Genomic DNA, 14,635 nt, shown 5'->3' with positions numbered 1-14,635 from the left:
AGTGTTTGAGTTTGCTGTCGCGGTTTTCTTTCTGCTGATTACGCCGGGCCCGGGTGTTCTAACAACCGCGGGTATTGGATCAGCATTTGGTTTTCGAGCTGGACTCGCCTTTGTGGCTGGTCTGATGCTGGGCGGGTTCATCAACATGATGTTAGTTGTCTCTGGAGTCGCTGCGGTTGCTTTGGCTGTACCGGTGCTTAGAACTTTGTTGCTATTCGCCTCTGTCGGGTATCTGGTATTTCTCGCCTGGCGTATTGCCAGCGCCGGCTCAAAGGTCGGATTTTCTCCTGCGGTTTCGCCGCTTGGTTTTGCGAACGGTCTGACACTTCAGTTCATCAATCCCAAGGCTTACGTGGTCGGCACAGCATTGTTTTCAGGGTTTGCCTTTTTGCCCGATGCGCCCGTTTGGGAGGTCGTCATAAAAATCGTAGTATTCAATATGATTTGGGTTCCAGTGCACATGATCTGGCTGGGTGCTGGCGCAAAGCTGGGTAGCCTTGATTTAAGCGAGAGATCGCATCAAAGGATCAATATTGCGATGGCCGCTTCATTAATGGTGGTTGTGGTGATTGCCTTGGGGTCGGCGCTATGAACGATATCTAAGTCGGTCTTGCTTAGCAGGCGATTGGAAGCTGCAGATCAAAGTGACGCCGTTATTCCACCATCGACATAGAGAGTATGACCATTGACGAAACTGGATGCAGGGGAAGCAAGGAAAATGGCGGCGCCGACAAGTTCTTCTACATTGCCCCAGCGACCGGCCGGGGTACGTTTCTCAAGCCATGAGCTAAACTCTGGGTCGGCAACCAAGGCGGCGTTCAAAGGTGTATCGAAATATCCAGGCGCAATGGCATTGCAGTTTAGACCATACTTAGCCCAATCAGTTGCCATTCCTTTTGTAAGATTGGTCACGGCGCCTTTTGTCGCCGTATAAGGCGCAATACCCGGTCTTGCTAATGCGGATTGAACCGACGCAATGTTAATGATCTTACCAGACTTTCTTTCAATCATGTGCCGTGCCACAGCCTGACCGACGTGAAAGACGGACGCTACATTTGTCTGTAGCAGGCGCTCGAAGGCATCAGCGGGGAAATCCTGTAACTCCGTCCTGTGTTGCATTCCGGCGTTGTTTATCAGGATGTCTATTGGGCCGACTTTTTCTTCAAAGTCGTCCACAGCAGATCGGACACCTTCATGATCGGTTGCATCGAACGAAAGTTCGCGTACCGAGGCGCCTGTTTCGCTCAGCTCGGATGCTGCTGCCGCTAGTTTAGTGGCATCGCGCCCGTTCAAAACGACCTGCGCACCGGCGGCAGCCAAACCACGAGCCAACGCAAATCCAATGCCTTGGCTAGAGCCTGTTACGAGCGCGCGTGTTCCCTCTAGGTTAAACATTTCAAGCGTCATGCAAAAATCCCTTGGTTGTCAGCACCGACTATCCGTATCTTTTGGCAATCTGTATAGGGAGTCCGTGCAATGTCTTCGGCCAGTGTTGCTGTTGTTATCCATGCCGCAAAAGATCTGAGGTTGGAAAACCGGGATGTGCACGACGTGGGGCCAGACGAAGTCTTGATTGCCATGCGCGCGGGAGGGATTTGCGGCTCTGACCTGCATTATTATAACCACGGTGGTTTCGGCGCGATCAAGTTGCGTCAACCGATGGTGCTTGGACACGAAATCGCCGGGGAGATCGTGAAAGTTGGGTCAAGTGTGCAGGGGTTGCATTTAGGTCAACTGGTTGCAGTTTCTCCATCCCGACCTTGCCAATCCTGCCTTTATTGTCTGATCGGGCAGCAAAACCACTGTCTTGATATGAAGTTCTATGGCAGTGCGATGCCGTTCCCGCATATCCAAGGCGCTTTTCAAAGCAAACTCGTAGCGAAAGCCAGTCAATGCGTTCCTGCAGATGGGTTAAGTCCTGCGCAGGCCGCTATGGCCGAACCTTTGGCGGTCTGTTTGCACGCGATTAAACAAGTCGGGAGCCTCTTAGGTAAAACGGTACTTATCACGGGATGCGGTCCAATCGGCTGCCTCACGATCTTGGCGGCGCGTCGTTCTGGGGCGGCCAGAATAGTGGCGACGGATATCTCGGACCAGACCCTCGCTCTGGCGCGTGGATGCGGGGCAGACGATGTCATCAACACCTACACCGATCCACAAAAACTGGAGCAGTTTGAAAACGACAAGGGTCAGGTTGATGTACAACTGGAGTGTTCCGGGGCTCAATCGGCTCTGGCTTCTGGCGTCGCATGCTTGCGACCGGGTGGAACATTGGTTCAGCTTGGTCTGGGCGGAGATATGACTGTGCCGATGCAGGCGTTGACTGCAAAAGAGATAGTGCTTCGCGGGTCTTTCCGTTTCCATTCCGAGTTCTCAGTCGCGGTCGAGATGATGCGAAGCGGACTAATTAACGTCGACCAGTTGGTAACGCATTCCTTCGAAGTTGGCGAGGCTGTCACTGCCTTTGAGGTCGCGTCTGATCGAACCCAATCAATGAAGGTGCAGTTAACTTTTCCGGATAATGACAATGGATAAACGAACGCGTGATATTGCAAAGACTTATGAAAGAGATGGTTTCGTAGCTCCGCTGGATATCCTGACGGCTTCTGAGGTCCAAACGCTGCGCGATGATTTTGAGAAAGCTGAGCGCATTCTCAGAGACGACCCAGATAAACTCAAGCTTCTATATTCTTATCCGGACAGGCTGATACCATCATTCGATGCACTACTTCGCCATCCGAAGCTGATTGAGGCTGCTTCAACGGTGTTAGGGCCGGACCTCATGGTTTGGAGCGGTGCACTTTTCGTAAAAGAAGCGCGATCATCGAAGATAGTCTCGTGGCACCAAGACTTGACCTATTGGGGATTGGATGATGCTGAAGAGGTTACCTGTTGGGTTGCGATTTCAGAAGCGTCTGAGCAAAGCGGGTGTATGAAGTTTGTTCCTGGCAGCCACAAAAGCCTTATCGTGCCTCACGTGGACACCTTCAGCGAAAACAATCTTTTGTCACGCGGGCAGGAAATCGCAGTCGATGTGAACGAAAAAGATGCAGTTGCTGCCGAATTGCGTGCAGGGCAGGCATCCATGCATCACGGGCATCTCTTTCACGCATCAGGGCCCAATAACACAGACGATAGACGCATTGGTGCGGCGTTGCGTTTCATAAAGCCTTCAATGAAACAGCAGAATGGCGTGAAAACTTTGGTTGCGTTAGTCGCAGGGCGAGATGATTTTGGGCATTTTTTAGTTGCGTCCTCCCCTCAGGGCTTTTTGCATGAGAACGATTTCGTTTTGTGTCAAAGGGATGCAGACCGCAAGAAACAAATACTCTTCGCCGGAGTGTAATGGTTCCCTTCGCAAGTTCAGAACCATTGTTATTTCGCCCCGATAGCCGACCTGAAGCGCGAAAACTGGTGGACTTACAAGTGTTATCATCGTCGCTCAGCTTTTCTTCCATCGGGCAAAAAGCTGAAGAGGTAGTCTACGGCAAGCTCGAAATTAGACTATTCATCGCTAGCTCATAAGGCATTCTGTTTGGTCTTGTCAGAAGAACTTTGCTTTAGCGGGGTAGGGGTGTTGCATAGCTTTTGCCCATGACCAGACCTGCTTTTTTCAGATATTATAAAACCAGTCCTGAGATTATCCGCCTTGCGGTGATGCTGTACATCCGTTTCCTGCTCTCGCTTCGGAATGTCGAAGATCTGCTGCACGAGCGAGTCATCGACGTGAGCCACGAAACTGGCCGATATTGGTGGAACAGGTTCGGTCCGATCTTCGCCTCTGAGATCAGACAAAAGCGGGTGCAACAACTGCGTGAATTCTCGAATTGGAGGTGGCAGGTGGACGAGGTTTTCGTGAAGGTGATTGGCAAGAAACATTACCTCTGGCGGGCCGTAGATCATGAGGGCGAAGTGCTGGAAGCCGTTGTCACCAAACGTCGAAACAAAGCTGCAGCATTGAAATTTCTAAAGAAATTGATGAATCGACACGGCCAAGCGGAAGCCGTCGTCACGGATCGCTTCGCCGGATACAGAGTCGCGGTCAGAGAGCTGGGCACGCTCGAAAAACAACCGACGGGTAGATGGCTCAACAACCGGGTCGAGAACTCGCACCTGCCGTATCAACAACGCGAGCGCGCGATGCAGGGTTTAAGGCGCATTCGAAGTTTACAGAATTTCGCTTCCGACCATTCCTCCGTATACAACCACTTTAACCAGGAAAGATCCCTCACCAGCCGAGACTTCTTCAAGCTGACGCGAACCGCCGCTCTTGACGAGTGGCGTCAACTTTGTTCCGGATAGGTTCACGATTTTGAGTCAAATTGAGACTGGTTCGAATTTGTCTGACAGCACCAATGGAGTTTGAAGCCTAGGACCCACCCAGTGTTTCGTTGTAAGATGATACTCGGATATTCGCGCTATTATTTGTCGTGCGGTTATCCAGGCTTGGATTGCCAGAATCCACTCATCTGACGAATGACGGGCTTCATGATCCGCGCCGCCAGTTGTGGAAATGGGGCAACTCTCTGAGATTGGTTGTTCAATACAAGCCAGAATTGGACGCGCAAAAGCGGATGAACCTAACTATACCACGCAGTTAACTGCGAGGTGTTTGGCGAAGTAATTTGGGAACCACTTCCTCAACGAACAGGGCGACGATTGGCTTCATGTTTGCGATGCGCAGGAACAAGACGGCTGCGCTTGTTGTGATGTGCGCTACTGATCAGAGATACGGATTTCGCCGTTTGGTCGATAAATCTGCAGTGGTGCGGGGTTATCTCACTGAGAAGCCAACTTGCCTGAAACTTTTGTTGACAATATCTATCCGGCTATTAATTTTAGCAACTAAAATAAAGGTAGGTGAGTTCAAAGATGTATCTTGGATTGGACTTGGGAACATCCGGTCTCAGAGGGATTCTTGTCGACGACGCAGGTTCCGTCGCAGGTAGCGCTGAGTCCATTATCCTTACGTCTTCCTCAAAACCCGGATGGTCCGAACAGTCCCCTTTGGATTGGGTGGAAGCTTGCAAAGAAGTCGTCAGTCAGCTTCGGGCTGCACACGGAAACGCGTTTTCTGCGCTGCGCGGCATTGGTTTGAGCGGGCACATGCACGGTGCGACCCTTTTGGATGCCAATGGTAACGTGTTGCGACCGTGCATTCTGTGGAACGACACGCGGGCATCTAAAGAGGCAGAAATTCTTGATCAACTGCCGAGTATGCGTTCGAGTTCAGGCAATATCGTTTTTCCGGGGTTCACGGCCCCCAAGTTGGAATGGGTCCGCGCAAATGAGCCTGACCTGTTTGCTAAAACTGCCAAGGTCCTACTACCGAAAGACTACCTGCGGCTCTGGCTGACCGGAGACTACGTCAGCGATATGTCTGACAGTGCCGGAACTTCATGGCTGGACGTTGGTGCGCGGCGATGGTCGGAAACCGCACTGGAACAGAGTCACATGAACATCGAACAAATGCCTCGACTGGTCGAAGGCAGTGATCCGGGCGGGGAGTTGCGGTCCGAGTTGGAGCAAGAGTGGGGAGTGTCTGGACCGGTCGTGATTGCAGGGGGAGCAGGGGACAATGCCGCTGCCGCCTGTGGGATAGGCAGTACAAGCGATGGAACTGGCTTCTTGTCCCTCGGAACCTCAGGTGTGTTGCTGGTGTCCAGAGACATCTATGCTCCAGCGCCAGAAACGGCGATACATTCTTTTTGTCATTCTGTCCCTGACAGGTGGATTCAGATGGGTGTTATCCTTTCTGCGACAAACAGTTTGAACTGGCTTTCCCGCAATCTGGGCCAGTCCGTTGGGGACATGATCGCCTCGCTGCCTGCCGATCTGGATGGCCCATCAGAGATCACGTTTCTGCCTTATCTTTCAGGTGAGCGGACGCCTCACAATGACAGTGCAATCCGTGGTGCGTTCCTGGGTGTGGATATTTCCTCGGAGACCACTGATTTGACGCGGGCTGTCATGGAAGGCGTCGCCTTTGCAATGCGGGACTGTTTGGAGGCCCTCAAGAGTACCGGAACAAAGCCAACCAGCCTTTTGGCCGTTGGCGGCGGTGCGCGATCTCGGTATTGGTTGAAAAACCTGGCCACCGTGCTCAATACGCCCCTTGCCTTGCCCCGGGGCAGTGAATTTGGTGCCGCCATCGGCGCCGCCCGCCTGGCAATGTGCGCCGTCAATGGCGCAAACCCGGACTCTGTGATGATGTCGCCCAAAATCGACACGGTGATCGAGCCTCGTGGGGATCTGATCGATGCATTCGAAAATGAATACCAACGTTACCGGCAATATTATTCGGCCTTAGCACCTTTTGCGAAACGATGAACAAAAGGCGGGACATACCTCCTCAAATCGAACGAGCCGTCCTGAATGATGGCGACATGCGCGTGTCGCTACTCAGCTACGGGGCGACAACTCAAGGTTGGTGGTACAAGGGGATGCCAATGATCCTTGGATACGAGAACCCGCGGGACTACGCCACCGATAATAATTATCTGGGCGCAATCGTTGGGCGTGTCGCCAACCGGATTGGAGCAGCGCGTTTTGACATGGAAAATGTTCGGTATGAACTGGACGCAAACGAGGGTCGAAATTCCTTGCACGGTGGGCGGGCAGGCCTATCGCATCAGAATTGGGCTCTTGAGCAGATGACAGCAAACGAGGCCGTATTGCGCCTCACTTCCCCGGAGGGTGCCAGCGGTTATCCGGGAACCGTCAGATTTGAAGTGCGAGTAAGGCTGGACTATCCGCGTCTGGTTTATTCGATTTCAGCACAGCCGGATCGGCCGACACCCGTAAGTATAGCGCAACATAATTACTATAGCCTGGGTTGCGTAACGGGCATTTCAGAACATTGTCTGCGGCTGACTTCAAACCGTTATCTTGAAGTTGACAATCAGGGTATTCCCTCGGGCAAGATTGTGGACGCAAGAGATAGTGGTATGGATTTTTCCGCGCCGAAAGCGATCAGTGCCGTTTTGACGGATTTGGACAACTACTTCGTTTTCAACAGCGCACGAGAGAAGGGGCTTCCGGTCGCCGACCTTACTACACCCACGGGTTTGAAGCTATCTGTATGGTCAGACCAGGCAGGGGTGCAAATTTACTCCGGGGCTCACCTCACGGAACCCTTTTACAAGAGCGCTGGCGTGTGCATCGAGCCATCGGGTTATCCCAACGCGCCCAACATCCCCGAGTTCCCGTCGATCATATGCGCTCCTGAAGCCCCTTACGAGCAGACATTGATTCTGCAGATTTCAGAGGGTGTGACATGAAGCTTGTTACACCGATTGTTGCTTTTAGCGTGGTAATTGCGTCCATTACGGTGGCAGCGGCTCAGAACCTTGGGCCAATCCCAGAATTTGTTGAACCTGGCGTGAAAGAGGTCCAACTTGGGCGACTGCTTTTCTACGACCCGATCTTGTCCGGGAACAGGAATATCAGCTGTGCGACTTGTCATCACCCCAAACTCGGCACGTCCGATGGGCTCTCGCTTGGGATCGGTGAAGGTGGTGCGGGTCTGGGGGCAAAGCGGAAATTCGATGCGAAAAACCCGCCGGAGCAACGAATCCCGCGCAATTCGCCGGGTCTTTGGAATCTTGGCGCAACCGAGTTCACAGTCTTCTTTCATGATGGGCGCCTTGAAACTGATCCGACACGCGCGAACGGTATCAGGACGCCGCTGGGCACTCATATGAGGTCAGGTTTCAAATCCGCTCTGGCAGCTCAGGCAATGTTTCCGGTGCTGTCTCCTGATGAGATGGCAGGCCACTATTCCGAGAATGACGTCAGCCAGGCTGTACGCCTCGGGTTGCTTACTCAGGAAGGCGGGGCGTGGGATTTGATAGCGGCTCGCGTCGCGGCCATCCCGGAATACGAACAGCGTTTTTCTCAGGTTGCACCGGGGGATACGATCACCTTTTCCGCTATTGCGAATGTAATAGCTGATTTCATTGCCTTCGAATGGCGCGCTGTCAATAGCCCGTTTGACCTTGCGATGCGGGGGGAATCTGAGTTGCCGGAAGATGCACAGCGCGGCATGCAGTTGTTCTACGGGAAGGCAGGGTGCAGCATCTGTCATTCGGGCTGGTTCCAAACAGACCACAAATTTCACTCCATAGCGATGCCGCAGATAGGACCCGGAAAAGCGGCGCGGTTCGAAAGCCATGTCCGGGATGATGGGCGCCTACGCGTGACTGGTGACGCAGAGGATGCGTTTGCGTTTCGCACGCCCTCGTTGCGCAATGTAACGCTGACGGCCCCGTACGGGCATAACGGTGCCTATGCGCAGCTTGAAGATATCGTGCGCCATCATCTCGACCCAGAGGATTCCCTGCGTTCGTACTCCTTGGAAATGGCTGTGCTTCCTGACTTTCCGGGTGCAAAGGATCAGCTGCCATTGTCGAACCCGGAGAATTTGGATGCGATTGCCAGAAGCAGCGACCTGTCGAGGATAAGTCTGACGGATCAGGAGATCAGCGCGCTACTGAGCTTTCTGGCCAGTCTGGAAGATCCCGCGGAACGTCTTGGTGTTCCAGATCAGGTTCCAAGTGGACTGCCGGTTGACCAATGATCATCGCTCAATTTGAATGATCTGATTTGATTGGATTTCCTGCCATCCTCCTTCTTCGCCATCAGGCCAAATAACCCGAACTTCGATTGCCTTCGCATCCCCCAGTCCAAAATGATGAAGCCCTGCGATACCGCTGGTGTGCCCTCCACCGATTGTGATTTCCCGGGTTACCACACCTGACTCGGTCCTGGCCTCGATAAAGCCGCCGACCGCGAAGCGGTTTGGTTTATCTTGGGAAATGTCCAGCATCACCCAATTCCCGGTGTGGGGCTGGTTTTGATAGACCTCAAGTTCCGAGCCCCGGTTAATTACCACCAGATCAAGCCAGCCGTCATTGTTGAAGTCAGCCAAAGCCGCGCCGCGCGACTTGGCCATAGAGGCAACGCCAGCCTCGACTGAAGCTTCTTGAAATTGACCATTCTCCAGTTGTAACAGTAGGTTGTTGGGGTCATTCAATGCTGCATCTGGCATCTGCTCGACATTTCCCTTGGCGACAAAGATATCGTCTAGACCGTCGTTGTTAACGTCGCCAAATTGCGCATGCCATCCAGTTGATGGGCGACCGTCGTCTCCAATATGTGGCCTGTGAGCGGTTGTGCCTTTGCTGTAAGTGGCGTCTCGCCAGGTTGGGCCGCCAGCTTCGGGGTCAAAAACTTGAAATTTTTGGTCACCCATAGAAGTCAGGTAAACTTCGGGGAAGCCATCGCCTGTTAGATCTCGTGAAGCGATGCCCATGCCCCAGATCGAATATGCCAACCATCCGTCTTCTTTCGAATAGGGGCGTGGAGTTTTTTCCATTGCCCACAATTGCTCGTGGCCGCCACGTACATAGTAATGGCGATCGTTACTGACCCGCAGATCCGCTTGCCCGGTGCGGGACCAGTCAGAAAAGAGAATGGACAGCGCGCAATAGCCTGGTTCGAGATGTTCCGGTGGCTGGTAACTGCCGCCACTGGGCCGGTATAGGACCGTGGGTCCGCAAGTCTCAAACGGGCCGTCGGGATTGTGACGATCAACATAAGTTCCGTAGGCCAATGTTGGCAGAGTCTGATTAGCTTCCCAGGTGGCAGAGAACCCGGTTGTCCAATGATCCTCTGATCTGAAGCCAAGGGAGCTGAAAGGGCGGAACTTGCAATCAGGCTCACCTTTTATAAGCAGATCGGGGCCGACGCGCAAAACAGCCAGATCCATAACGCCATCACTGTCGACATCCAGCGGGTAAGCCCCAGTTACGTCGACCATGGAAAGCAGCTCGGGGGTATCAGCACGAAATGAAACGCTTTCGTGCGATGTGTTTCTAAACAGTTTGGATGTGTTGGTGCCACCCGCTGCAAAGAGTTCGGGCAACCCATCACCGTCACAATCGAAAACGGCGACTCCGCCGCCAACAAAGTGCTCCCAGCCGCCGTCATAAATATGAGCGCCGATGTCAATCTTTTGGAATTGCGGAGCTTGAGATTCTGCGCTGGCCGCAGATGCAAAAGCGAATAGGATACAAAGCTCAGGGCGCATTTGTCGACAGCTCCTTTACCTTGAGGATCGAGACCTGCTCAATCCCGTACGCCGCAGCTCCCTTAGCCCACATAAGGTCGCCCCAATGATGGGCTGTGATTTCCGGCAAGGGGGTATCGACATTCACGACGCCACTGCGAATTCGGGTCATCACCTCGTCCGAATTCAGGTGTTCTAAGTCCATCTGAGCTCCGGACAAAATAATGCGTTCGGGATCAAACAGATTGATCAGATTGGATATTCCCAGACCAAACATCTGGCCCGCGCGGGCCAGAACGGATTTCGCCCTTTCGTCTCCGGATCGAGCATTTTCGTGGATCTCTTTAATGGTTTCCGTTCCAATGCGTTGATCGGCGACGGTTGCTTCCCGGATCAGTGCATAGTCCCCGACATAGGCCTCAAGGCAACCCCGCTGGCCGCACTGGCAAAGCGCGCCGTCCAGTTGGACTTTTGTGTGGCCAAATTCCGCTCCGCAGCCTCTTTCCCCGCGATATAGCTTACCGTCCAGGACAATTCCAAGCCCAACGCCGTGTTCGATCGTGACGACAAGAAAGTTCTTAAAACCCTTGCCTAACCCAAAGAGTTGTTCCGCCTTTGCTACCAGGTTGGCGTCGTTTTCTATAAAGGCGGGGCAGGGCAGCTCTGTTTCCAGAAATTGACTAAAATCGACGTTTCTATCGGTAAGGGAAGAGGACCAGTGTACAAAGTTCCTTTCTGCGTCCACGAGACCGGCAACCCCAATTGACACTCCGGATAAGGTGTCGAGGGTCTCGTTGATCTGAGCGCAGGCCTTATCCAAGGCCTTGCGAATGGTTGCCACTAATGCGCCTGGCGTCATCCGGACGTCGTCCAACGGATGTTTGTATGACGTGACCTCGTTGCCTTTGAAATCTACAAGGATGACCGAGATCATGTGGCGCGCCACTTTGAGGCCCGCAACAAGGTAAGAGCGGCCATCCAGCTGAAGTAAAACTCTGGGCCGACCCCTTTTGGCGGATTTGGATTGCGGTTCGGATTCGATCTCTTTGATCAGCCCCGCAGATATGAGGTCGGCTGTGGCTGCAGTAACCGTCGCAGGGCTGGTCTGCAAAGCGCTGGCGATATCTATCCTAGAGATCGAGCCTCTTGTCCGAATATGTTCCAACACCCGCAGGCGCGTAATGTTCCGCTGGTCCGCGGCATTTTGAGAAGCTTTGCTTTTCAGCATCTTGGCCTCACGAATCTGGTTCTTACCTCAATCTATTTGGATTTCGCCTGTCCTAACAGACTAAATATTTTACCGGCTGAAATAAATATGGTATTCAAGTTTGTGAGAGCCGCGAATCGAAATGCGATGGCTCGGCAAATGGGAGGAAATCATGAAGAGAATTCTCAGCTTTTCGGCTGTGGCCACTTTGTTGGCTTCGACCGCATTCGCAGAGCCAGTGGTCGGCGTGAGCTGGTCGAACTTTCAGGAGGAGCGTTGGAAAACAGACGAAGCGGCCATCAAGTCGGCACTTGAAGCAGGCGGTGCCGAGTATATCTCGGCCGATGCGCAATCATCCTCGGCCAAACAGCTTTCGGATATCGAAAGCCTGATTGCGCAAGGCGTGGACGCGCTTATCATCCTAGCGCAGGACGCGCAGGCCATTGGTCCCGCGGTTCAGGCCGCGGCGGACGAAGGTATTCCTGTGATTGCCTATGACCGTCTGATCGAGGACGACCGAGCATTTTATCTGACCTTCGACAACGTGGAAGTCGGCAGAATGCAGGCTCGGGCTGTCTTTGAGGCCATGCCCAAAGGCAACTACGTGATGATCAAAGGCTCTCCTACTGATCCGAACGCAGATTTCCTGCGCGGTGGTCAGCAAGAGATCATCGGAGCAGCCGTCGACAGCGGTGACATTGTAATTGTTGGTGAAGCCTACACAGATGGTTGGTTGCCCGCGAACGCGCAGCGGAACATGGAACAAATCCTGACCGCGAACGAAAACAACGTGGATGCAGTCGTTGCGTCGAATGACGGTACTGCAGGCGGTGTTGTTGCTGCGCTGACCGCACAGGGTATGGAAGGCATTCCGGTGTCAGGTCAGGATGGCGACCACGCAGCGTTGAACCGCGTTGCGCTGGGCACTCAAACCGTTTCGGTATGGAAGGACGCTCGTGAACTCGGAAAGGCCGCTGGCGAAATCGCAGTCGCATTGAGCGGTGGGACAAGCCCTGCTGATGTCGAAGGTGCAGTTAGTTGGACATCACCTGGTGGCACCGAGATGAACTCGGTCTTCCTCGCACCCGTTCCGATCACCAAGGACAACCTATCCGTTGTTGTGGACGCTGGATGGATCCCATTGGAAGATCTGTGTCAGGGCGTTGAAAACGGACCTGCTCCCTGCAACTAAACTTCAAAGTCCCTGGCCCCGTCTGGGCCGGGGACTATTGCTGAATATGAAAGATCGGAAATGACCGAAACTTCGTCTCAGCCGGTACCTGAAAAAGCGAAACCCAGCCTGTTCCAGCAACTGGAACTGGATATGCGGCTTTTGGGAATGATCGGCGCGTTTGTCATCCTGTGCATCGGGTTCAACATCTTCACAGATGGAAGGTTCCTGACGCCGCGCAATCTATTCAACCTGTCCATCCAGACGGTTTCGGTCGCCATTATGGCATGCGGGATGGTATTTATTATCGTCACGCGGCACATCGACTTGTCGGTTGGTGCACTGCTGGCAACAACCTCGGCCGTGATGGCGATGACGCAAACCGAGCTTTTGCCGCAAGTACTTGGTATGGGTCTGAACAATCCTGCAACCTGGGCGATCACCATTGTCGTCGGGTTGTTTGTCGGCATGCTGATTGGTGCGTTTCATGGCTGGATGGTCGGATACCTGACGATACCAGCCTTCATCGTTACGCTTGGTGGGTTTCTGGTTTGGCGAAACGTGGCGTGGTATTTGACTAGCGGTCAGACGATTGGTCCTCTGGATAGTACATTCCTGATGTTTGGCGGGACCAACGGGACATTGGGAACGACGACAAGCTGGCTGTTCGGCTTGTTTGCTACCGCAATCGCGATCTGGGCTTTGTGGAGCAGTCGTCGCGCAAAGGCGGCGCATGGGTTCCCCGTCAAACCTGTCTGGGCCGAGGCCACTTTGGCCGGGATAATCGCGATCGCCATCCTCGGGTACGTTTACATCGTAAACAGCTACGCCATACCAACGCGTCGGCTGCAACGTATGTTCGAAGCGCGCGGAGAGACAATGCCAGAGGGGCTGGTCGTCGGATACGGCATACCGATTTCTGTACTCATCCTAATCATCGTGGCTGTCACGCTGACAATTGTGGCGCGAAAAACCCGGTTTGGTCGGTACATCTTTGCCACTGGCGGCAACCCGGATGCGGCAGAGCTTTCGGGTATCAACACTCGACTGCTAACCGTGAAAATCTTTGCTTTGATGGGTTTCTTGTGCGCCGTGTCCGCGGTGGTCGCCTCGGCTCGCTTGGCGAACCATTCGAACGACATTGGTACGCTCGACGAACTTCGGGTCATAGCAGCTGCAGTGATCGGAGGAACCGCATTGTCGGGCGGCATCGGCACCATCTATGGCGCGATTCTGGGTGCATTGATCATGCAGGCGCTGCAATCGGGCATGGCAATGGTTGGCGTTGACGCGCCGTTTCAGAACATCGTCGTCGGCAGCGTCCTCGTGTTGGCCGTCTATATCGACATCGTTTACCGCAAGCGACTGGGGGCAAAGTGATGCAAGCTCAGGATACGCAGAAAAAACCTTCTGGCACTGGGCGCGGTTCAGGCGCGCCGCCATTGGTCGAGATGCGCGACATCTCGATTTCCTTCGGTGGGATCAAGGCCGTCGACCATGTGTCGGTCGATCTCTATCCGGGTGAAGTCGTTGGCCTGCTTGGCCACAACGGGGCCGGAAAGTCCACGTTGATCAAGGTATTGTCCGGCGCCTATCAGATGGACCACGGCGAGATTCTGATCGATGGCAAGCCGGTCGAGATTGGCAATCCCCGTGACGCCCGGGCGAACAATATCGAAACGATATATCAGACGCTCGCCTTGGCCGACAATCTGGACGCGACATCAAACCTGTTCCTGGGGCGCGAGATGACGACGCCTTTTGGCTTGGTCAACGACGCAGCCATGGAGGCCGAGTGCCGAAAGATCATGGCGCAGCTCAATCCGAACTTTCAAAAGTTCAATGCTCCCGTTTCCGCATTATCCGGCGGTCAAAGGCAATCGGTGGCCATCGCTCGCGCGGTCTATTTCAACGCCCGTATCCTGATCATGGATGAACCCACAGCAGCGCTTGGGCCACATGAAACTCAGATGGTGGCGGATCTGATCCACCAGCTAAAGGCGCAAGGCATCGGGATATTTCTGATCGATCACGACGTGCATGCCGTCATGGAACTGTGCGACCGCGCATCGGTCATGAAGAACGGAAAACTGGTTGGGACGGTCGATATCGCAGATGTAACTGATGACGATCTATTGTCGATGATCATTCTCGGCAAGCAGCCAGCACAAAAAGCAGAGTAGGGGGC

The 14,635-nt window shown here is 53.7% G+C and carries 13 protein-coding genes; 10 read left to right on the top strand and 3 right to left on the bottom strand.

Annotated features, from left to right (window positions below; genetic code table 11):
• The first annotated feature begins 1 nt into the window (after position 1).
• Positions 2-592 (top strand): LysE family transporter, encoded by a 591-nt coding sequence (locus tag ACR0BT_RS05205; RefSeq protein ID WP_170403474.1) that lies wholly within the window; start codon positions 2-4, stop codon positions 590-592.
• A gap of 47 nt (positions 593-639) precedes the next feature.
• On the opposite strand, the gene ACR0BT_RS05200 is transcribed toward ACR0BT_RS05205, so the two are convergent.
• Positions 640-1,407: an SDR family oxidoreductase gene (locus ACR0BT_RS05200; RefSeq protein ID WP_480762639.1), complete on the bottom strand. Its 768-nt coding sequence runs from the start codon at positions 1,405-1,407 to the stop codon at positions 640-642.
• A 69-nt stretch (positions 1,408-1,476) separates the two neighbouring features.
• Here ACR0BT_RS05200 and ACR0BT_RS05195 point away from each other — a divergent pair, with 69 nt between their 5' ends.
• The 6 genes from ACR0BT_RS05195 (at position 1,477) to ACR0BT_RS05170 (ending at position 8,578) form a co-directional block, all read left to right on the top strand.
• A complete protein-coding gene (locus ACR0BT_RS05195; RefSeq protein WP_480762638.1) occupies positions 1,477-2,535 on the top strand; it encodes an L-idonate 5-dehydrogenase in 1,059 nt (352 codons plus the stop codon).
• Complete coding sequence (locus tag ACR0BT_RS05190; protein WP_480762637.1) at positions 2,528-3,346, top strand: phytanoyl-CoA dioxygenase family protein; 819 nt, start codon at positions 2,528-2,530, stop codon at positions 3,344-3,346. Before ACR0BT_RS05195 ends, ACR0BT_RS05190 begins: the two co-directional genes overlap by 8 nt.
• 248 nt (positions 3,347-3,594) lie before the next feature.
• A complete protein-coding gene (locus ACR0BT_RS05185) occupies positions 3,595-4,302 on the top strand; it encodes an IS6 family transposase (protein WP_480762636.1) in 708 nt (235 codons plus the stop codon).
• Positions 4,303-4,872: 570 nt separating this feature from the next.
• Entirely contained in the window at positions 4,873-6,330 is a 1,458-nt protein-coding gene (xylB, locus tag ACR0BT_RS05180; RefSeq protein ID WP_480762635.1) for a xylulokinase, read from the top strand.
• The gene (locus tag ACR0BT_RS05175) at positions 6,327-7,280 is read left to right on the top strand and encodes an aldose epimerase family protein (protein ID WP_223117833.1); all 954 of its coding nucleotides are present in this window, start codon (positions 6,327-6,329) and stop codon (positions 7,278-7,280) included. Before xylB ends, ACR0BT_RS05175 begins: the two co-directional genes overlap by 4 nt.
• Complete coding sequence (locus ACR0BT_RS05170; protein ID WP_170466298.1) at positions 7,277-8,578, top strand: cytochrome c peroxidase; 1,302 nt, start codon at positions 7,277-7,279, stop codon at positions 8,576-8,578. Before ACR0BT_RS05175 ends, ACR0BT_RS05170 begins: the two co-directional genes overlap by 4 nt.
• On the opposite strand, the gene ACR0BT_RS05165 is transcribed toward ACR0BT_RS05170, so the two are convergent.
• Together ACR0BT_RS05165 and ACR0BT_RS05160 are read right to left on the bottom strand one after the other, a co-directional pair.
• A complete protein-coding gene (locus ACR0BT_RS05165; RefSeq protein ID WP_170597871.1) occupies positions 8,579-10,090 on the bottom strand; it encodes a CRTAC1 family protein in 1,512 nt (503 codons plus the stop codon).
• On the bottom strand, positions 10,080-11,297 hold the full coding sequence (locus ACR0BT_RS05160) for an ROK family protein (protein ID WP_480762634.1): 1,218 nt from the start codon (positions 11,295-11,297) through the stop codon (positions 10,080-10,082). Before ACR0BT_RS05160 ends, ACR0BT_RS05165 begins: the two co-directional genes overlap by 11 nt.
• A gap of 151 nt (positions 11,298-11,448) precedes the next feature.
• Between ACR0BT_RS05160 and xylF the strand changes: the two genes are divergently transcribed.
• The 3 genes from xylF to ACR0BT_RS05145 are packed head-to-tail and all read left to right on the top strand — an operon-like array spanning position 11,449 to position 14,630.
• Positions 11,449-12,468 carry a D-xylose ABC transporter substrate-binding protein gene (gene xylF, locus ACR0BT_RS05155; protein ID WP_155150139.1) on the top strand — a complete coding sequence of 340 codons (1,020 nt, stop codon included), beginning with the start codon at positions 11,449-11,451 and terminating at the stop codon, positions 12,466-12,468.
• A 60-nt stretch (positions 12,469-12,528) separates the two neighbouring features.
• The gene (locus ACR0BT_RS05150; RefSeq protein ID WP_480762633.1) at positions 12,529-13,827 is read left to right on the top strand and encodes a sugar ABC transporter permease; all 1,299 of its coding nucleotides are present in this window, start codon (positions 12,529-12,531) and stop codon (positions 13,825-13,827) included.
• The gene (locus ACR0BT_RS05145; protein ID WP_480762632.1) at positions 13,827-14,630 is read left to right on the top strand and encodes an ATP-binding cassette domain-containing protein; all 804 of its coding nucleotides are present in this window, start codon (positions 13,827-13,829) and stop codon (positions 14,628-14,630) included. The genes ACR0BT_RS05150 and ACR0BT_RS05145 overlap by 1 nt, the downstream gene beginning before the upstream one ends.
• The last annotated feature ends 5 nt before the right edge of the window (positions 14,631-14,635 follow it).

The sequence above is a fragment of the Ruegeria sp. CJ6 genome (assembly GCF_056536665.1).
Note: the sequence above shows the minus strand (reverse complement) of the source record. Positions and strands in the feature narration are given on the sequence as shown.

Coding starts and splice junctions, on each gene's coding strand:
- ACR0BT_RS05190 (WP_480762637.1), top strand. CDS start 2,528: ATGGATAAACGAACGCGTGATATTGCAAAGACTTATGAAAGAGATGGT.
- ACR0BT_RS05195 (WP_480762638.1), top strand. CDS start 1,477: ATGTCTTCGGCCAGTGTTGCTGTTGTTATCCATGCCGCAAAAGATCTG.
- xylF (WP_155150139.1), top strand. CDS start 11,449: ATGAAGAGAATTCTCAGCTTTTCGGCTGTGGCCACTTTGTTGGCTTCG.
- ACR0BT_RS05150 (WP_480762633.1), top strand. CDS start 12,529: ATGACCGAAACTTCGTCTCAGCCGGTACCTGAAAAAGCGAAACCCAGC.
- ACR0BT_RS05145 (WP_480762632.1), top strand. CDS start 13,827: ATGCAAGCTCAGGATACGCAGAAAAAACCTTCTGGCACTGGGCGCGGT.
- ACR0BT_RS05170 (WP_170466298.1), top strand. CDS start 7,277: ATGAAGCTTGTTACACCGATTGTTGCTTTTAGCGTGGTAATTGCGTCC.
- ACR0BT_RS05165 (WP_170597871.1), bottom strand. CDS start 10,090: ATGCGCCCTGAGCTTTGTATCCTATTCGCTTTTGCATCTGCGGCCAGC.
- ACR0BT_RS05185 (WP_480762636.1), top strand. CDS start 3,595: ATGACCAGACCTGCTTTTTTCAGATATTATAAAACCAGTCCTGAGATT.
- ACR0BT_RS05160 (WP_480762634.1), bottom strand. CDS start 11,297: ATGCTGAAAAGCAAAGCTTCTCAAAATGCCGCGGACCAGCGGAACATT.
- ACR0BT_RS05175 (WP_223117833.1), top strand. CDS start 6,327: ATGAACAAAAGGCGGGACATACCTCCTCAAATCGAACGAGCCGTCCTG.
- xylB (WP_480762635.1), top strand. CDS start 4,873: ATGTATCTTGGATTGGACTTGGGAACATCCGGTCTCAGAGGGATTCTT.
- ACR0BT_RS05200 (WP_480762639.1), bottom strand. CDS start 1,407: ATGACGCTTGAAATGTTTAACCTAGAGGGAACACGCGCGCTCGTAACA.